This window comes from Mycobacterium sp. (assembly GCF_032162105.1).
Taxonomy (GTDB): Bacteria; Actinomycetota; Actinomycetes; order Mycobacteriales; family Mycobacteriaceae; genus Mycobacterium.
Window position 1 is genome coordinate 1 of sequence record NZ_JAVRPS010000234.1, and the last position, 17,569, is coordinate 17,569.

The window sequence follows — 17,569 nt, forward strand, 5'->3', positions numbered from 1 at the left end:
ACCGGGGGCAGGAAGCCGAGATCGGCCATGTGGTCGGCCTCGTCGAGCACGGTGATCTCCACCGCGGACAGGTCGGCGTGGCGGGACTGCATGTGGTCCTCGAGCCGGCCGGGGCAGGCGATGACGATGTCGACGCCCTCCCGCAGCTTGGCGATCTGTGGGCCAGGTCCGACGCCACCGAAGATGGTGACCGAGCGCAGGTTCATGGCCTTGGCCAGCGGCGCCAGCGCGGCGTCGATCTGTGCGACGAGTTCGCGTGTGGGGGCCAGGATCAGGGCGCGGGGACGACCGGCCCGGCGGGGGGTCGTGCTGCTCGCCAGGCGGGCGACCACGGGCAGCAGGAAGGCATAGGTCTTGCCGGAGCCGGTGCGGCCGCGGCCGAGTACGTCACGGCCTGCCAACGAATCAGGCAGCGTCGCAGCCTGAATCGGGAAGGCGTTGTCGATGCCGTTGGCGGCCATGGCCGCGACGACGTCAGTGGGAAGGCCGAAGTCGGCGAAGCTGGGCATGGCGTTGGCGCCGGGCTCAGAAATGCCCTCAGAAATGGGCTCGGAAATGGGCATGGAAACAGACAAGGGTGAAACTCCGAAAGTTGAAAGGTCGTCCTGCCCGGCGCGGGTGACTTCCCGCGGCGCTCGGTATGACGAGAAAGAAGCGGCAAAAGGCAGAACAGACGATGCCGCTGAAGATCAGACTACCGGACGAACCCGGTTCGCCCGAATCACGAGACGAGCGTCACCAATTCCTCGACGTAACGGGTCTGTTCGGCCGCGTCGGCGGCGAGGGGATGCACCAACAGCGTCGTCACGCCCGCTTCGGCGTAGGCGGCAAGCCGTTCCTTGACGAACCCGGGTGGGCCCACCAGGGATGTGTTGCGCACCAAGTCGTCTGGCACCGCGGCGATGGCCTCGGTCTTCTTGCCCGCCAGGTAGAGGTCCTGGATCTCGTTCGCGACCTCGCCGAAGCCGTAGTTGGTGGCCAGATTGTGATAGAAGTTCTTGCCCCTGGCGCCCATCCCGCCGATATACAGCGCCAGTTGGGGTTTCGCCCACGCCAACCGGTCCTCGACGTCGTCGCCGATGGCCAGGTTGGCCGAGACCATGACGTCCAGAGGCCCCAGTGCCGCGTCGCGCTTTGCGAACCCGGCGCGCAGCGCGTCGCCCCATACCGCGTCGGCCTTCTCGGGATAGAAGAACACGGGTTGCCAGCCTTCGGCGATCTCGGCGGTCAGCTCGACGTTCTTGGGGCCAAGCGCGGCGACCGTGATCGGGATGCGTTCCCGCACCGGGTGATTGATGAGGTGCAGCGGCTTGCCCAAGCCGGTGCCACGGTCGGCGGGCAGCGGAATCTGATAGTACTTGCCGTCGTAGGTGACGTCCTCGCGACGCCACACCTGGCGACAGATGTCGATCACCTCGCGCGTTCGGCCCATCGGGGCGTCGAATGGGACGCCGTGGAAGCCCTCCATCACCTGCGGGCCGGACGTGCCGATGCCCAGCCGGAACCGACCGTCGGAGACGTAGTCGAGGCCCGCCGCCGTCATGGCGAGCAGAGTCGGGGTGCGGACATAGATCGGGACCACGCCGGAGCCGAGCTCGATGGTGGAGGTCTTGGCCGCCAGGTAACCGAGCTGGCTGATGGCGTCGAACGAGTAGGCCTCGGCGACGAGTGCGATGTCGACACCGCGCTTCTCGAACTCGACGACCTGGTCAGCGGCTTCGCGGAAGCCGCCGGCGTAGCTCAGAAAGATTCCGGTGCGCATCGTTGGTTTATACCACCCACCGGTTGGTTGGTTCCCGCCGGTCGGGCGCCAGCAGGGCGAGCCGACATCCTGGCTGCCCGGATGGTTGCGGTTTCCTCGGTCCAATTCCATCGGCGTTTGGAAATCCACAGGAATTCACCTGATGAGTGTCATCACAGTATTTAGCCATGTCACAAACGGCGCAATGCGAGCGGCTTTGTTTGCCATACACGCCACCGCAACGTCGGCCTTCGAAACTGTTCGCCCGATTGTCGTATGCGCGGCTTTACGTCGCGAAGGACGGCTACCAGCGCCGTTGACGATGTGCCACCGGAGCGCACGAATTTGCTGTGGGCTCATCGCCGTTCGCCGATTCGGATTGCAATGCAGCGCGTCGTGCATCCATAATGAGTTGGCTGCAATGAGTTGGCTGCACCTCTTCGTCGTCGTGGAATGGTCCTGCGTCACAAGGCCCCTTTTCGCGAGTTAGCTCTGATTGGGGATCGATGGCATTGTCCGCGCTCGAGCAGAAGTCGGCGCTGATCACCGGCATTACGGGACAGGATGGCTTTTACCTCGCGGAGCTGTTGCTAGCGAAAGGCTATCGGGTTTTCGGTCTTCTGCGCGGCCAGAACAACCCCAAGGCGGCGGCCCTTGCTCGCGACCTGCCTGCGCTCCGGCTCGTCTCCGGCGATCTGCTCGACGCCTCGAGCATGATCCGGGCGATGACGATTACTAAGCCAGACGAGGTCTACAACCTCGGGGCAGTGTCGTTCGTACCGCATTCGTTTACGAATCCCCGACTGGTCGCTGACGTCAACGGCGGCGGAGTGCTCAACGCGTTGGAGGCGATCCGGTTCTATCAGGATCTATCCGGCAGGCAGGTCCGCTTCTACCAGGCGTCGACCTCGGAGATGTTCGGCAAGGTCCAGGACATCGTCCAGTCGGAGAAGACTCTGTTGTGGCCACGATCCCCGTACGGCGTGGCGAAGGCGTACGGCCACCACTTGACGATCAACTACCGCGAGTCCTACGGACTGCACGCGAGTTCGGGCATCCTGTTCAATCACGAATCACCGCGGCGCGGTTTGGAATTCGTCACTCGCAAGGTCGCGCACGGGGTGGCCAGGATCTCGCTGGGACTGCAGGACACCATCGCATTGGGCAACTTGGACACCCAACGTGACTGGGGCTTCGCCGGCGACTACGTCGAGGCGATGTATCTGATGCTTCAACAGGACCAGGGCGACGATTACGTGATCGCCACTGGCGAAACGCATTCGATCTCGGAGCTGCTCGACGCCGCGTTCAGCGTGGTCGGCATCTCGGATTGGGCACGGCATGTGGAGCTCGACCCGGCCTTCGCCCGGCCCTCTGAAGTCGACGTCTTGGTCGGCGACGCCAGTAAGGCGAATTCAATACTCGGCTGGAAGCCGAAGGTGTCGTTCCTCGAACTCGTCGAGATGATGGTGCAACACGACATCGCGCGGCAAGCAGCCGCGGCTTAGACATTAGGTGTCTAGCCCTTGAGCAGGGCTACCACCTTGTCCTCGATGGTGACGGGCTCAGCGTCCGGGTCCGGCGGCGCCGTCTTCGGCAGCACGACCTCGGGATCGCTGAAGTCCTTGTAGGTCTTGTCACCGGCGAGGGTGTGCAGCAGGTAGCCGGTCAACAGCGCGCGGACCACCTTCTGGGTGCTGCGGTCCGCGCCGGGAAGCCCGACCACGCGGGTTAGGCGGAAGCCCTCGACCAGCCCGCCGGGCTTGGCCTTGGCCACCGTGCGCACCGTCGCGGCCTTCCACGCCGCCGACAGGTCCACCGCGTGCGACCGGATGTTGGTCGGGTCGGTCTGGGCCGTGAGGATCAGTCCCGGCACGCGCAGGCCCGCTGCGGGTTGCGCGGCCGGAGGTTGCGTCACGGCGGGGAAGAGCGCCGCGGCCGCCTTCAACCTGTTCGGCATGCCCGCGGCGGTGAACACGGCCGCCGACCCTCCGAAACCGTGGCCGACGACGCCGAGCTTGGTGGGATGAACGCTGATCTTGCCGGTGCCCAGTCGCACACCCGCGATGATGTCGAGCGTCGTGCCCAGGTCGAACGCCAGATTCAGCACCGACGGCGCGACGCCGGTCTCGGTGTTCGGCGCCGCCGCGACGATGCCCCACGATGCCAGGTGTTCGAGGGTGCCGTGGTAGCGGTCAGCGCCCGCGAGCCAGTCGTGGCCGAACGCCACACCCGCCAGGTTCATCCCCGATTCGGGGGTGTAGACGACGCCCGGTAGGCCGGCAAAGGCCAGGTCACCCCGCAGAACTCGGTGCGGGCCCCGCCGCGTCAACGCAGCGAAGAGCTTCTTCGTCTTGGCCACCCGTTGAACCTATCTCACTAACGCCGCCCACCAACCCCTGCCCACCGGCCCCTGCCCACTCGCCCGTGCGTTGGGTTCCGTGGATGAAAGTGCGTCCGCCGGTCGCGATCTTCCTCTTCGTCCTTGGTGGCGCCGCGGCTCTGGTCGGCGACCACGCCCCCACGTGGTGACCGCCCTGATGCACGCGGCGCCTGCGGTGCCCGCGAGCGCTCTGATCTGCGCGCTGGCGGTGATCTACCTGGTGTGCCTCGGCGACGGCCCCTCGGTGGTCTGCGGGGCGCTTGCCGCTGTCGTGGGGCCGGTGGTGGAGATCGCGCTGGTCGAAGTCGGCGTGTTCCGGTACGCCGAGTCGTGCGATCAGCTGTTCGGGGTGGGGCCGTGGCTGGTTCCGCTGTACTTCGCGTTCGGCGTGGTCGCCGCCCTGCTCGGCGAGCTTGCTGCCCGGTCCGACACTGCAGCCGGAACGGTTCGGGGGCGGCGGCTGCACTATCCTTGATGCTCGTGTGCGGAATCGTCGGCTACGTCGGGCAGCGTCCTGCCAGGGGCATCGTCGTGGATGCGCTGCGCCGGATGGAGTACCGCGGATACGACTCGTCGGGCGTTGCGCTGCTCGACGGCGCAGGCGGGCTGACCGTCCGTCGCCGCGCGGGACGCCTGGCCAACCTGGAGGCCGCGCTCGAGGAGACCGACGCCGGTGTGCTCGCAGGCAGTACGGGCATGGGCCACACCCGCTGGGCCACCCACGGCCGCCCGACGGATCGCAACGCCCACCCCCACCGCGACGCCGCAGGCAAGATCGCCGTCGTCCACAACGGGATCATCGAGAACTTCGCGGCCCTGCGCGCCGATGTCGAGGCCTCCGGCGTCGAGTTCGCCAGTGACACCGACACCGAGGTCGCCGTCCACCTCGTCTCCGAGCAATACCGCCACGGCGACACCGCGGGCGACTTCCCCGCCTCGGTACTGGCCGTGCTGCGACGCCTCGAGGGTCACTTCACGCTGGTCTTCGCCAACGCCGACGAGCCAGGCATGATCGTCGCCGCGCGGCGGTCCACGCCGTTGGTGATCGGCGTCGGCGATGGCGAAATGTTCATCGGCTCCGACGTCGCCGCGTTCATCGAGCACACCCGCGACGCCGTCGAGCTCGGCCAGGACCAGGCGGTGGTGATCACCGCCGACGGATACCGAATCAGTGACTTCGACGGCAATGATGAGACCGCGAGCGCGCGCCACTTTCACATCGACTGGGATCTGTCCGCCGCCGAGAAGGGCGGCTACGAGTACTTCATGCTCAAGGAGATCGCCGAGCAGCCCGCGGCGGTCGCCGACACCCTGCTCGGCCACTTCATCGACGGCCGGATCGTGCTCGACGAGCAGCGCCTGTCGGATCAGGAGTTGCGCGAGGTCGACAAGGTGTTCGTGGTGGCGTGCGGTACCGCGTACCACTCCGGGCTGCTCGCCAAGTACGCGATCGAGCATTGGACCCGGCTGCCCGTCGAGGTGGAGCTCGCGAGTGAATTCCGGTACCGGGACCCGGTTTTGGACCGCAGCACGCTCGTCGTCGCCATCTCGCAGTCCGGTGAAACCGCCGACACGCTGGAAGCCGTCCGCCATGCCAAGGAGCAGAAGGCCAAGGTGCTGGCGATCTGCAACACCAACGGCAGCCAGATCCCGCGCGAGTGCGACGCGGTGCTCTACACCCGCGCAGGACCCGAGATCGGCGTGGCGTCCACCAAGACCTTCCTGGCGCAGATCGCCGCCAACTACCTCGTCGGCCTCGCACTGGCCCAGGCGCGCGGCACCAAATACCCCGACGAGGTCGAGCGCGAGTACCACGAACTCGAGGCGATGCCCGATCTCGTCAGCCGGGTGCTGACCTGCATGGAGCCTGTCGCGGAACTGGCCCGCCGGTACGCGTCGTCGCCGACCGTGCTGTTCCTTGGTCGCCACGTCGGCTACCCAGTCGCGCTCGAGGGAGCGCTCAAGCTCAAGGAATTGGCGTACATGCACGCCGAGGGTTTCGCCGCAGGCGAGCTCAAGCACGGGCCGATCGCGCTGATCGACGACGGCCTGCCCGTCATCGTCGTGATGCCGTCGCCGAAGAACGCCGCGATGCTGCATTCCAAGTTGATGAGCAACATCCGCGAGATTCAGGCCCGCGGCGCGATCACCATCGTGATCGCCGAGGAGGGCGACGACACGGTGCGGCCCTACGCCGATCACCTGATCGAAATCCCGGCCGTCTCAACGCTCTTCCAGCCGCTACTGTCGACGATCCCGCTGCAAGTGTTCGCCGCCGAGGTGGCCCGCGCCCGTGGCTACGACGTCGACAAGCCGCGCAACCTGGCCAAGTCCGTCACCGTCGAGTAGGCCGCGTGGATCTCGTCGTCCCGACGCCCCAGGTGGCGCCGCGCTCCGGCCGGGGACGTCTCGGGCACTTCGTCGGCGACGTAGACTACGACGGCTTCGCGCACTACCTTCAGGCCTACCAGACCGGCATGGCCGGGCTACCACCGTTCAGTGCATTGGCCGACGTGCCAACGAGTTTCGGCACGGTGCGCGCCTACCGGTTCGACGGACCCGCCGAGAATTCCAGCACCCCGGTCGTCCTCCTGCCCGGCCGCAACGCCTCGACGCCGATGTGGCGGGCCAACCTGCCCGGCGTACTGGAAGGCCGCACCGCGTACTGCGTCGACCTGCTCGGCGAGGCCGGGCTCTCGGTACAGGAGAAGCCGATCACCGGGCCCGACGATCAGGCGCAGTGGCTCGACGAGACGCTGGCCGGACTTGGACTGGATGCCGCGCACCTGATGGGGGTGTCGATCGGCGGGTGGACGGCCACCGACTGTGCCGTCAGACGCCAGGGCCGGGTGGCGTCGTTGGTGCTTCTCGATCCGGCGATGACCTTCGCGCGGATTCCTCTCAAGACCGCGTTGGTATCCGGGGCGCTGTTCGCTCCGAGTGTGCCCGAAGCGCTGCGCCGCCGCGTTCTCAACGGCGAGTATCCCGAGGAGATCGCCGCGCGGTCACACCGCTTCTGGGCCGACGTTGCCTAGCCCGGCGATGAACTCGGTGTGGCCGAAGAGGCCGGGTAGTCCGCCGGTGTGCATCAGCACTACCGTCGATTCCGGCTCGATTTGCCCATCGTCGACCTCCGCGATGAGCCCGGCCAGCGCACGCCCGGTGTAGACCGGATCGAAGACGATGCCCTCCGTGCGTGCGGCCAACGCCAGCGCGGCGGTGACTTCGGGGGTGACTCGCCCATATCCGGCGCCGACCTGGTCCATGCGGATCCGCAGACTCGTGGGTGCCGGATCGTGGACCGGAAACAGCGCGCGCACCGCGCGGTGCGGGTCGGTGACCGCACCGCAATGCACCCCGAGCACCCGTTGCGCCCCGAAGCCCCGAACCAGCCCGGCCATCGTGGCGCCCGACCCCACAGCGACCACGACGTGGTCGGGACCAACACCCTGGGAGAGGATTTCGCGCGTGGCGTCCAGGTAGGCATTGGTCGTCAGAGGCGTTGAGCCGCCGAACGGTATCACCGCCGGACGGCGACCAGCGTTCACCAACTCGGCGGCGACCTCGTCCACCCGCGCCCGAAGCGCGGCCTCGCCACCGTCAGCCGACCACACGATCGATGCCCCGAACAGGGCATCCAGGGCGAGGTTGCCGGTCAGTTGTCCCGGGTCGGGGCGGCTGCCTGCCAGTACCAGCACCACGTGTAGGCCAAGGCGGGCGCCGGCAGCAGCGGTCAATCGAGCATGGTTGGACTGAGCCGCGCCGCTGGTGATCAGGGTGTCCGCGCCGGCGGCAAGGGCTTGGGCACACGTCCACTGCAGCTTGCGCACCTTGTTGCCGCCCCCGCCAAGCCCGATCAGGTCATCACGCTTGATCCAGAGGCCGTCGGGAGCCAAGCCGACCGCTGCCGACAGGCGAGGTGCGGGCTCGAGAGGAGTCGGCCCGGTGAGCAGCTGCACCGGCGTGGGTTCTGCTTCCATCCAGTCCCATGCTAGGGCCTCGGCGGTCGCATTACTCAGAGTGGCAGTGCTTCCCAGGGGGAGCACGTAGCCTTGGTGACGATGCGGCACTACTACTCCGCGGATGCGATCCGCGCGGCAGAGGCGCCGCTGCTGCGAAGCCTCCCCGACGGTGCCCTCATGCGCAGGGCCGCCCATGGACTGGCCACTGCGATCGCCCGCGAACTCAAGTCCCGCACCGGTGCGATCGCCGGTCGGCGGGTGTGCGCGGTCGTCGGCTCAGGAGACAACGGCGGCGACGCGCTGTGGGCCGCAACGTTCCTGCGCCGTCGCGGCGTGAGCACCACCGCCGTCGTGCTCAACCCTGACCGCGTACACGCCGCGGCGCTGGCGGCGTTCATCAGGCCCGGTGGTCGTGTCGTCGAAACCCTGCCAGCCGCAACCGATCTGGTGATCGACGGTGTGGTCGGGATCTCCGGCTCGGGACCGCTGCGTCCCGCCGCGGCCGAGGTGTTCGCCGCCGTCGACGCCGCGGGCATCCCCGTCGTCGCGGTGGACCTGCCCAGCGGTATCGACGTCGAGACCGGTGCGGCGGACGGACCGCACGTCCACGCCGCGCTCACGGTGACGTTCGGCGGCCTCAAACCGGTTCATGCCCTTGGGGATTGCGGACGCGTCGAGTTGGTCGACATCGGCCTCGACCTTCCCACCACCGATCTGGTCGGTGTCGACGCCGCCGACGTCGCCGGGCGCTGGCCGGTGCCGGGCGCCGCCGACGACAAGTACTCGCAGGGCGTCACCGGCGTGCTGGCCGGTTCGGCGGCCTACCCGGGGGCGGCGATCCTGTGCACCGGCGCCGCCGTCGCGGCGACGTCGGGGATGGTGCGCTACGCAGGCAGCGCGGCAGCCGAGGTGGTCTCGCACCGGCCCGAGGTCGTCGCCGCACCGACCGTGAGCGCGGTGGGCCGGGTTCAGGCGTGGGTGGTGGGGCCCGGCCTCGGCACCGACGAGGCAGGCGCCGCAGCGCTGTGGTTCGCACTCGATACCGACCTGCCGGTGATCGTCGACGCCGACGCTCTGACGATCCTGGCCGCCCACCCCGACCTGGTGGCCAAGCGCGACGCACCGACCGTGTTGACCCCGCACGCGGGGGAGTTCGCCCGGCTGGCAGGCCATCCGCCGGGAGACGACCGGGTCGCGGCCACCCGACGCCTGGCCGACGCGTTCGGCGCCACTGTCCTGCTCAAGGGCAACGTCACGGTGATCGCCGAATCCGGCTCGGCGGGACACGTCTACCTCAACCCCGCAGGCCAGTCCTGGGCGGCCACCGCCGGATCCGGCGACGTGCTGTCCGGCGTCATCGGTGCGCTGCTCGCCGCCGGACTGCCCACCGGTGAGGCCGCGGCCATGGCCGCGTTCGTGCACGCCAGGGCGGCCAACCTGTCGGCGGCCGATCCGGGACCCAGGCCCGTACCGACGTCGGCCGCGCGCATCCTCGAACACCTACGTGCCGCGATCGCGAGCTTGTAGCCATCCAACGAAGGGAATCGCCATGTCCGCGAGGCACACCCCGGCACCATCGATCTCCCCGGCGTACACCGGCCGGTTCTCCATGGCGCCGGTCCCCACGCTGAGGCTGCCCGACGAGTGCATGGACCCGCAGACGGCGTATCGGTTCATCCACGACGAACTCATGCTCGACGGGAGCTCGCGGCTCAACCTCGCCACCTTCGTCACCACGTGGATGGACCCCGAGGCCGAGAAGCTGATGGCGGAGACCTTCGACAAGAACATGATCGACAAGGACGAGTACCCCGCGACCGCGGCGATCGAGCAGCGCTGCGTGTGCATGGTCGCCGACCTGTTCCACGCCGAGGGGCTGCGCGACGACGACCCGGCCAGCGCGATCGGGGTATCCACGGTCGGGTCCAGTGAGGCCGTCATGCTGGCCGGCCTGGCGATGAGCTGGCGCTGGCGTGAGAAGGCCGGCGGTGGAAAGGACGGCTGGCGTTCCAGAAGGCCGAATCTGGTGATGGGTTCCAACGTGCAGGTGGTCTGGGAGAAGTTCTGCCGGTACTTCGACGTCGAGCCGATCTACCTCCCGATGGAGGAGGGCCGCTACGTCATCACCCCCGAGCAGGTGCTCGACGCCGTCAACGAGGACACCATCGGCGTCGTCGCAATCCTCGGCACCACCTACACCGGCGAGTTGGAACCGATCGCGGAGATCTGCGCGGCCCTGGACAAGCTGGCCGCCGACGGCGGCGTGGACGTGCCGGTGCACGTCGATGCCGCGAGCGGCGGCTTCGTCGTGCCCTTCCTGCACCCCGAGGTGGTCTGGGACTTCCGCCTGCCAAGGGTGGTGTCGATCAACGTCAGCGGCCACAAGTACGGCCTGACCTATCCGGGCATCGGCTTCGTGGTGTGGCGCAGTTCGGAATACCTGCCGGAGGAACTGGTGTTCCGGGTCAACTACCTCGGCGGGGACATGCCGACGTTCACGCTGAACTTCTCCAAGGGCGGCAATCAAGTCATCGGTCAGTACTACAACTTCCTGCGGCTGGGCCGCAGCGGTTACACGCAGGTGATGAACGCTCTGTCGCAGACGGCCCGGTGGCTCGGCGATCAGCTCCGGGCGAGCGAGCACTTCGAGGTGGTCTCCGACGGATCGGCGATCCCAGTCGTGAGCTTCCGATTGTCGGGCGATCGCGGATACACCGAGTTCGACGTCTCACACGCCCTGCGCTCCTACGGCTGGCAGGTACCCGCGTACACGATGCCGGACAACGCGAACGACGTCACGATGCTGCGCGTCGTGGTGCGAGAGGGTTTCTCCGCCGACCTGGCCAGGGCGCTCAAGGACGACGTGATCACCGCGCTGAAGTCCCTCGACGAGCTCAAGCCTGCGGGGCATTTCGACACGTTGCAGCCGTTCGCCCACTAGGCCCGACGGCCCCCGGAGCCGCCCTCTGGGACAATCGAGGGTGGTGACATGACCATGCAGACGACACAGCTCACGACATCGAACCCCGCCGCACAGGCGGTGGTCGACCTCGACGCCATCGCACACAACGTGCGCCTCCTGCGCGAACACGCGGGTTCGGCCCAGGTGATGGTGGTGTTGAAGGCCGACGGATACGGCCACGGCGCCACCCAGGTGGCCAGGGCCGCGCTGGCCGCGGGAGCCGCCGAACTCGGTGTCGCGACCCTGGACGAGGCGCTCGCGATACGGCGCGACGGCGTCACCGCCCCGCTGTTGGCGTGGCTGCACCCCCCTGGCACGGACTTCGCGCCTGCGCTGACCGCCGACGTGCAGGTGGCCGTGTCGTCGGCGCGCCAACTCGGCGACCTGCTCGACGCCACGACCCGCACCGGACGTACCGCGACCGTGACGGTCAAGGTCGACACCGGGCTGAGCCGCAACGGTGCGGGCAGTGCCGAGTTCGCCCTGCTGCTCCCCGTGCTGGCGCGGGCGCGCACCGACGACGCCATCCGGCTGCGCGGCATCATGTCGCACCTGGCCTGCGGCGACGATCCCGACAGCCCGGTCAACGATATTCAGGCCCAACGGTTCTCGGAGCTCCGGACGCAGGCCCGCGAGGCCGGCGTCGAGTTCGAGGTGGCCCACCTGTGCAACTCACCCGCGGCGATGACCCGTCCCGATCTGGCCTACGACATGGTCCGGCCCGGCATCGCCGTCTACGGCCAGACGCCGATCGCGGCGCGCGGCGACATGGGCCTACGACCCGCGATGACCCTGAAATGCCCTGTCGCGCTGATCCGTTCGATCAAGGCGGGTGACGGTGTCTCCTACGGCCACACCTGGATCGCCGACCGGGACACCACCGTGGCACTGCTGCCGATCGGTTACGGCGACGGCGTCTTCCGCAGTCTCGGCGGGCGCATCGACGTGCTCATCAACGGGCGGCGGCGGCGCAGCGTCGGACGCATCTGCATGGACCAGTTCGTCGTCGATCTCGGGCCAGGACGCGCCGACGTGGCCGAGGGCGACGACGCCATCCTCTTCGGCTCGGGCGCGCACGGCGAGCAGACCGCGCAGGACTGGGCCGAACTGCTCGACACCATCAACTACGAGGTGGTCACCAGCCCGCGGGGCCGGATCACCCGGACCTACCGCGGCGGTCCCGGAATCGATGCGACGGGCGCGAACCGTTGAGCGATGAGGAAATTCGGCGCCGCGGCCGGATCCGGAATGCGCGCTGGTTGGCGGGCGTGGCCGGCATCGCTGCCGTCGGCGGCCTTGCGGGCACGACGGTGGCCCGTTCGCTGACCCGCCGCCTCACCGACGACGATCCCTATAGCGGGGAGGACTTCGAACTGCTCGACGCCGACCGCAGCTACGTGGTGACCACGGCCGACGGGGTGCCGCTGGCCGTTCGAGAGGTCGGCCCGGCGGACGCGCCCCTCACGGTCGTGTTCGCCCACGGCTTCTGTCTTCGGATGGGCGCATTCCACTTTCAGCGGGCCCGGCTGACCGAGCAGTGGGGTCCCCAGGTCCGGATGGTGTTCTACGACCAGCGCGGCCACGGTCAGTCCGGCGAGGCCCCGACCGAGTCCTACACCGTCCCCCAACTCGGCCAGGATCTGGAGGCCGTGCTGGCGGTGATGGCCCCACGCGGACCGGTGGTGCTCGTCGGGCACTCGATGGGCGGCATGACCGTGCTGGCCCACGCCCGCCAGTACCCGCAGCGCTACCGCAACCGGATCGTCGGAGTCGCGCTGATCTCCACGGCGGCAGAAGGTATTTCGCATTCGCCGTTGGGCGAGATCCTGCGAAACCCTGCACTCGAGGCGGCCCGCTTCGCGGTGCGGTACGCGCCCAAGACCGTGCACCGCACCCGCGGCGCCGCCCGGTCGATGATCGGTCCGGTGCTGCGCGCGGCGTCCTACGGCGACGAGGAGATGAGCCCGAGCGTCGTCGCGTTCTCCGAGCGGATGATGCACGACACGCCGATCGCCACGGTGGTCGGCTTTCTGCACGCGCTCGAGGTGCACGACGAGACGCAGGCCCTGGCCGTTCTCGCCAAGGTGCCGGCCCTGATCGTGTGCGGTGACCATGACCTGCTGACACCGAAGGAGTCCTCCGAATCGATGGCGGAGGCGCTGCCGAAGTCCGAGCTGGTGATCGTCGGCGGCGCAGGACATCTGGTCCAGCTCGAACAACCGGAGATCGTGGACGACGCGCTGGTGCGCCTGGTCGAGCGTGCGACGCCGTCCAAGCTCATTGCGCTGACCCGACGGCTGCGTGACCGGGCCCGCAACCATGGCTGACCCTCGAGTCGGTCTCCTCGAAGGCACCGCCGAACTGCCCACCGCGGCGGACACCGTCGCGTTCGGCGCTCGGCTCGGCGCCGACCTGCGCGCGGGCGACGTGGTGGTGCTGTCCGGCCCGCTGGGTGCGGGAAAGACCGTGCTGGCCAAGGGAATCGCGCAGGCCATGGACGTCGAGGGCGCGGTGACGTCGCCGACCTTCGTGCTGGCCCGAGTGCACCCGCCGCGGCGCCCCGGCACGCCGGCCCTCGTGCACGTCGACATCTACCGGTTGCTCGATCATCCCGGCGCCGACCTGCTCGCCGAACTCGACTCGCTGGACCTCGACACGGATCTGGACGACGCCGTTGTGGTGGTCGAATGGGGGGAGGGCCTCGCGGAACGCCTCTCCGAGCGCCACCTCGACATCCGGCTCGAGCGCGGCCGGGACACCGATGTCCGCACTGCTGTGTGGCGGTGGAATCTTGGGGCGAGCGAAGCGACGGGGGATGTGACGCCGTGACCACGATCGTGCTGGCCATCGACACCGCAACCCCTGCCGTGACCGCCGGGGTGATCAGGCGCGGCCCGTCGGGCGTCGACGTGCTTGCCGAACGCGTCACGATCGACGCACGCGCCCACGCCGAGCAGCTGACGCCGAACGTGGTGGGCGCCTTGGCCGACGCCGGACTCGCGATGGCCGACCTCGGCGCCGTCGTCGTCGGTTGTGGGCCGGGACCGTTCACCGGCCTGCGCGTCGGCATGGCGACGGCCGCCGCCTGCGCGCACGCCCTTGGTCTCCCGGTGCACGGCGTGTGCAGCCTCGACGCCATCGCGGTGGACACCGCCGGCGAGGTGCTGGTGGTCACCGATGCCCGCCGCCGCGAGGTGTACTGGGCGCGCTACCGCGATGGTGTCCGGGTCGACGGGCCCGACGTCAGCAGCCCCGCCGACGTGCCTGCCGACGCCGACGCCGTCGCCGGTTCACCCGATCACGCCGCGCTGTTCGACCTCCCGCGGCTGGCTCCGACCTACCCGACGGCGTCCGGCCTGGTGCGCGCCGTCGACTGGACCGTGCCAGCCGGCCCGTTGGTCCCGATGTACCTGCGGCGGCCCGACGCCAAGCCCCAGCCGGTGCGTTCGTGACCGTCGAATACGGTGAGCTGGCCGTGGGCGACGCCGACCGGTGTGCCGAACTGGAGGCGCAACTGTTCCCCGGTGACGATCCGTGGCCCGCGGTGGCTTTCATCCGGGAACTCGAATCGGAGCACAACCACTACGTCGCCGCCCGGGTGGACGACAAGCTCGTCGGGTATGCCGGCGTCACCCGACTGGGCCGAAAACCGCCCTATGAGTACGAGATTCACACCATCGGGGTCGACACCGCCCATCAAGGCGAGGGCATCGGGCGCGGCCTGCTGAACCGGCTGCTCGACATCGCGGCCGGAGGCGTGATCTTTCTCGAGGTCCGCACCGACAACGAAGCGGCGATCGGCCTGTACGAGAGCGCAGGCTTCACCAGGCTCGGACTGCGCAAGCGGTACTACCGCGCCAGCGGGGCCGATGCCTACACGATGCGGCGGGAGGCGAAATGATCATCCTGGCCATCGAGAGCTCCTGCGACGAGACCGGCGTCGGCATCTGCGAGCTGGCGACCGACGGCTCCATCACGCTGCTCGCCGACGAAGTGGCCTCCAGCGTCGACGAGCACGCGCGGTTCGGCGGTGTCGTGCCGGAGATCGCGTCTCGCGCACATCTCGAGGCCCTCGGCCCGACCATGCGCCGAGCGCTCGACGCGGCGGGGGTGACGCGGCCCGACGTCGTCGCGGCGACCATCGGGCCCGGGTTGGCAGGCGCGCTGTTGGTCGGGGTCGCGGCGGCCAAGGCGTATGCGGCTGCGTGGGAGGTGCCGTTCTACGCCGTCAACCACCTCGGCGGGCACCTGGCGGCCGACGTCTACGAGCACGGCCCGCTGCCCGAGAGCGTCGGGCTTCTGGTGTCGGGCGGGCACACCAACCTGCTGCACGTGCGGTCGCTCGGCGAGCCGATCGCCGAGCTCGGCAGCACCGTCGACGACGCCGCGGGGGAGGCCTACGACAAGATCGCCCGGCTGCTGGGTCTGGGGTATCCGGGCGGCAAGGTGCTCGACGACCTCGCCCGCACCGGGGACCGGGACGTCATCGCCTTCCCGCGCGGCATGACCGGGCCGCGCGACGACCCGTACGCGTTCAGCTTCTCGGGCCTGAAGACCGCGGTGGCCCGCTTCGTGGAGAGCCACCCGGATGCGGCCACCGCCGATGTGGCGGCGGGTTTTCAGGAGGCGGTGGCCGACGTCCTGACGCGCAAGGCGGTGCGTGCCGCGACGGAGCTCGGAGTCTCCACGCTGTTGATCGCCGGGGGAGTCGCGGCCAACTCACGCCTGCGCGAACTGGCCGAAGAGCGTTGCGCGGCCGCCGGTTTGACGTTACGCATCCCCACGCCGCGGCTGTGCACCGACAATGGCGCGATGATCGCCTCATTCGCCGCCCACCTGATCGCGGCGGGTGCCGCCCCATCGCCCTTGGACGTACCCAGCGACCCGGGCCTGCCGGTGGTGAAGGGACAGGTCGCGTGAACGCCTACGAGTTGACCTACGAGTTGGCCGCCAAGCTGGCCGTGACCGAGCTGCTGTACCGCTACGCCGAGTTGATCGATGCCGGCGATTTCGACGGTGTGGGCGTACTGCTTGGCCGGGGCAATTTCATGGGCGTCTCCGGTGCCGAAAGGATCGCCAAGCTGTTCGCCACCACCACGCGCCGCTTTCCGGAGCATGGCAACACGCCGCGGACCCGGCACTTGGTGCTCAATCCCATCGTCGACGTGGACGGCGATACGGCGAGCGCCCGTTCGACGTTCTGCGTCGTCCAGCAGACGGAAACCGTACCGCTGCAACCGATCGTCGTCGGTCGCTACTCCGACGCGTTCGCGCGCGACATTACGGGTTGGTACTTCACGGAACGCACGGTCGACGTGCAGATGATCGGGGATGTCTCCGACCACCTGATGATCGATCCGAAGCAGTTCGGATAGCCGACTCAGAACGGCGGCGGCCTGTTGCGTTCGGCGACGTAGGCTCGTGCATCCGGTGGTAGCGATTGGCTGAAGTACATTTCCCACCCATCTCGGCGACTCCACCGCCCCCACGTTGGAGCTAGCGCCGCAGTGTGGGCGCGAACGAACTGGGCCAGCGCATCTTGATTCGCCACGGCATCGACAACGGCCTCCCTACGCGGCGCTATCGTGCTCAAGTTTGGTTTGCCCAAACAAATCCGTTGTCGCCGAACACAGCCTATTCTCAGCAACCATGAAGCACCGGGTGCCCATTGCGATGACAACGGTGACGGGCGCGGTCGTCGCCGCGATGCTCGGCACGGGGATCGCACACGCGGACCGCGTACCCACAGTCGGCAATACATGCCGCGGGTCCGGCGACAGCAGTGGGGCCATGGCCGGTGCGCAATCGTTCACACCTCAGGGCGAGGTCCTACTGTGCCCGACGGGTGACCCAGTCGCCGTATGGACGCACCTTGACGAGATTCAACGGTCCGCGGAAACCTGGTACACGTATGGGCCGCCGGCAACGTTGACGGCCAACGATGTGACCCCGGGCAGCCATTGGATCGGTTTCGGCGGTAACGATTGCAGCGCGGTACAAACATCGACCGCCGGTGGGTCACCGGTGGTAAAGCCAATCCAAGCCGGTGCTCCGTTCACGGACGTCTTCGTGCTGCCGGATCTGGCCACCTTGAAGCTCACAGGCTCGTGTCAATGGCGCACGGCTGGGGCATCACCGTACGGGCCCTAGGTGCATTATCGCCGCGTGGTCCGTCAGACAGGTGAGCGCTGACGCGCATGCTGCTGAGCAGGGTCGTGGCCACCAACTCAAAGGCGTTCCCGGCGAATGGCATACCTTCGCCGTCACCTCTACTGCTCAAAACGGCGGCGGCCTGTTGCGTTCGGCGACGTAGGCGTCGTTGAGCCTGCGTTCGCTCCTCACTCGATCTGCACGCGCCTCGGCGCGGCTGCGTTTTCGCACGGGCATCATGGTCTCGCGGTTCTCACCCGGCGTTGCGGACCTGCTTGGCGGCGCTGGAGTGCTGATCGCCCAGGCTGGGAAGTAGAGGCTGCTGCCGGGTTTGGTGGTGTAGGTGTGTCCGGTGGGTGTGGTGATGACGA

General features: G+C 68.4%; 17 protein-coding genes and 1 pseudogene. 13 read left to right on the forward strand and 5 right to left on the reverse strand.

The genetic code is table 11. The annotated features are described in order from the left end of the window. Together QOC69_RS11695 and QOC69_RS11700 are read right to left on the reverse strand one after the other, a co-directional pair. Window positions 1-509, reverse strand: a 509-nt coding sequence (locus tag QOC69_RS11695) for a DEAD/DEAH box helicase (protein ID WP_526439570.1), incomplete at its 3' end; no start/stop codon positions are given. Between the two features lie 212 nt (window positions 510-721). Beyond that, window positions 722-1,762: an LLM class F420-dependent oxidoreductase gene (locus QOC69_RS11700; RefSeq protein ID WP_526439542.1), complete on the reverse strand. Its 1,041-nt coding sequence runs from the start codon at window positions 1,760-1,762 to the stop codon at window positions 722-724. A 485-nt stretch (window positions 1,763-2,247) separates the two neighbouring features. On the opposite strand from QOC69_RS11700, the gene QOC69_RS11705 reads away from it, so the two are divergent. Continuing rightward, window positions 2,248-3,249: a GDP-mannose 4,6-dehydratase gene (locus QOC69_RS11705; protein WP_526439544.1), complete on the forward strand. Its 1,002-nt coding sequence runs from the start codon at window positions 2,248-2,250 to the stop codon at window positions 3,247-3,249. A gap of 11 nt (window positions 3,250-3,260) precedes the next feature. Here the strand turns inward: QOC69_RS11705 and QOC69_RS11710 are convergent, their stop codons facing one another. Next, window positions 3,261-4,103, reverse strand: coding sequence for a dienelactone hydrolase family protein (locus tag QOC69_RS11710; protein ID WP_526439546.1), 843 nt, complete (start codon window positions 4,101-4,103; stop codon window positions 3,261-3,263). A 166-nt stretch (window positions 4,104-4,269) separates the two neighbouring features. On the opposite strand from QOC69_RS11710, the gene QOC69_RS11715 reads away from it, so the two are divergent. Genes QOC69_RS11715 through QOC69_RS11725 form a run of 3 tightly spaced genes read left to right on the forward strand, consistent with a single transcriptional unit; the run spans window position 4,270 to window position 7,159 of the window. Beyond that, window positions 4,270-4,599 carry a hypothetical protein gene (locus tag QOC69_RS11715; RefSeq protein WP_526439548.1) on the forward strand — a complete coding sequence of 110 codons (330 nt, stop codon included), beginning with the start codon at window positions 4,270-4,272 and terminating at the stop codon, window positions 4,597-4,599. 5 nt (window positions 4,600-4,604) lie between these two features. Then, window positions 4,605-6,473, forward strand: coding sequence for a glutamine--fructose-6-phosphate transaminase (isomerizing) (gene glmS / locus QOC69_RS11720; protein ID WP_526439550.1), 1,869 nt, complete (start codon window positions 4,605-4,607; stop codon window positions 6,471-6,473). Between the two features lie 5 nt (window positions 6,474-6,478). Then, the gene (locus QOC69_RS11725; protein WP_526439552.1) at window positions 6,479-7,159 is read left to right on the forward strand and encodes an alpha/beta fold hydrolase; all 681 of its coding nucleotides are present in this window, start codon (window positions 6,479-6,481) and stop codon (window positions 7,157-7,159) included. Here QOC69_RS11725 and QOC69_RS11730 read toward each other — a convergent pair. Continuing rightward, on the reverse strand, window positions 7,130-8,104 hold the full coding sequence (locus QOC69_RS11730) for a 1-aminocyclopropane-1-carboxylate deaminase/D-cysteine desulfhydrase (protein ID WP_526439554.1): 975 nt from the start codon (window positions 8,102-8,104) through the stop codon (window positions 7,130-7,132). The genes QOC69_RS11725 and QOC69_RS11730 overlap by 30 nt on opposite strands. A gap of 81 nt (window positions 8,105-8,185) precedes the next feature. Between QOC69_RS11730 and QOC69_RS11735 the strand changes: the two genes are divergently transcribed. The 9 genes from QOC69_RS11735 to QOC69_RS11775 are packed head-to-tail and all read left to right on the forward strand — an operon-like array spanning window position 8,186 to window position 16,423. Beyond that, window positions 8,186-9,613 carry an NAD(P)H-hydrate dehydratase gene (locus tag QOC69_RS11735; RefSeq protein ID WP_526439572.1) on the forward strand — a complete coding sequence of 476 codons (1,428 nt, stop codon included), beginning with the start codon at window positions 8,186-8,188 and terminating at the stop codon, window positions 9,611-9,613. A 22-nt stretch (window positions 9,614-9,635) separates the two neighbouring features. Beyond that, on the forward strand, window positions 9,636-11,027 hold the full coding sequence (gad, locus tag QOC69_RS11740; protein ID WP_526439556.1) for a glutamate decarboxylase: 1,392 nt from the start codon (window positions 9,636-9,638) through the stop codon (window positions 11,025-11,027). A 54-nt stretch (window positions 11,028-11,081) separates the two neighbouring features. After that, window positions 11,082-12,260 (forward strand): alanine racemase, encoded by a 1,179-nt coding sequence (gene alr / locus QOC69_RS11745; protein WP_526439574.1) that lies wholly within the window; start codon window positions 11,082-11,084, stop codon window positions 12,258-12,260. Then, window positions 12,257-13,375 (forward strand): alpha/beta fold hydrolase, encoded by a 1,119-nt coding sequence (locus QOC69_RS11750; RefSeq protein WP_526439558.1) that lies wholly within the window; start codon window positions 12,257-12,259, stop codon window positions 13,373-13,375. The genes alr and QOC69_RS11750 overlap by 4 nt, the downstream gene beginning before the upstream one ends. After that, window positions 13,368-13,877, forward strand: coding sequence for a tRNA (adenosine(37)-N6)-threonylcarbamoyltransferase complex ATPase subunit type 1 TsaE (tsaE, locus tag QOC69_RS11755; RefSeq protein WP_526439560.1), 510 nt, complete (start codon window positions 13,368-13,370; stop codon window positions 13,875-13,877). Before QOC69_RS11750 ends, tsaE begins: the two co-directional genes overlap by 8 nt. Then, window positions 13,874-14,500, forward strand: coding sequence for a tRNA (adenosine(37)-N6)-threonylcarbamoyltransferase complex dimerization subunit type 1 TsaB (tsaB, locus tag QOC69_RS11760; RefSeq protein ID WP_526439562.1), 627 nt, complete (start codon window positions 13,874-13,876; stop codon window positions 14,498-14,500). Before tsaE ends, tsaB begins: the two co-directional genes overlap by 4 nt. Further along, window positions 14,497-14,949 carry a ribosomal protein S18-alanine N-acetyltransferase gene (rimI, locus tag QOC69_RS11765; protein WP_526439564.1) on the forward strand — a complete coding sequence of 151 codons (453 nt, stop codon included), beginning with the start codon at window positions 14,497-14,499 and terminating at the stop codon, window positions 14,947-14,949. Before tsaB ends, rimI begins: the two co-directional genes overlap by 4 nt. Next, window positions 14,946-15,968, forward strand: coding sequence for a tRNA (adenosine(37)-N6)-threonylcarbamoyltransferase complex transferase subunit TsaD (tsaD, locus tag QOC69_RS11770; RefSeq protein WP_526439566.1), 1,023 nt, complete (start codon window positions 14,946-14,948; stop codon window positions 15,966-15,968). Before rimI ends, tsaD begins: the two co-directional genes overlap by 4 nt. After that, window positions 15,965-16,423 (forward strand): nuclear transport factor 2 family protein, encoded by a 459-nt coding sequence (locus QOC69_RS11775; RefSeq protein WP_526439568.1) that lies wholly within the window; start codon window positions 15,965-15,967, stop codon window positions 16,421-16,423. Before tsaD ends, QOC69_RS11775 begins: the two co-directional genes overlap by 4 nt. Window positions 16,424-17,324: 901 nt before the next feature. Here the strand turns inward: QOC69_RS11775 and QOC69_RS11780 are convergent. Then, window positions 17,325-17,569: pseudogene (locus tag QOC69_RS11780) on the reverse strand (hypothetical protein); the annotation flags it as partial.

Excerpts from the sequence above, each read along its gene's own strand:
- QOC69_RS11700 (WP_526439542.1), bottom strand. The coding sequence starts at position 1,762 with ATGCGCACCGGAATCTTTCTGAGCTACGCCGGCGGCTTCCGCGAAGCC.
- QOC69_RS11705 (WP_526439544.1), top strand. The coding sequence starts at position 2,248 with ATGGCATTGTCCGCGCTCGAGCAGAAGTCGGCGCTGATCACCGGCATT.
- QOC69_RS11730 (WP_526439554.1), bottom strand. The coding sequence starts at position 8,104 with ATGGAAGCAGAACCCACGCCGGTGCAGCTGCTCACCGGGCCGACTCCT.
- QOC69_RS11735 (WP_526439572.1), top strand. The coding sequence starts at position 8,186 with ATGCGGCACTACTACTCCGCGGATGCGATCCGCGCGGCAGAGGCGCCG.
- gad (WP_526439556.1), top strand. The coding sequence starts at position 9,636 with ATGTCCGCGAGGCACACCCCGGCACCATCGATCTCCCCGGCGTACACC.
- alr (WP_526439574.1), top strand. The coding sequence starts at position 11,082 with ATGCAGACGACACAGCTCACGACATCGAACCCCGCCGCACAGGCGGTG.
- tsaE (WP_526439560.1), top strand. The coding sequence starts at position 13,368 with ATGGCTGACCCTCGAGTCGGTCTCCTCGAAGGCACCGCCGAACTGCCC.
- tsaD (WP_526439566.1), top strand. The coding sequence starts at position 14,946 with ATGATCATCCTGGCCATCGAGAGCTCCTGCGACGAGACCGGCGTCGGC.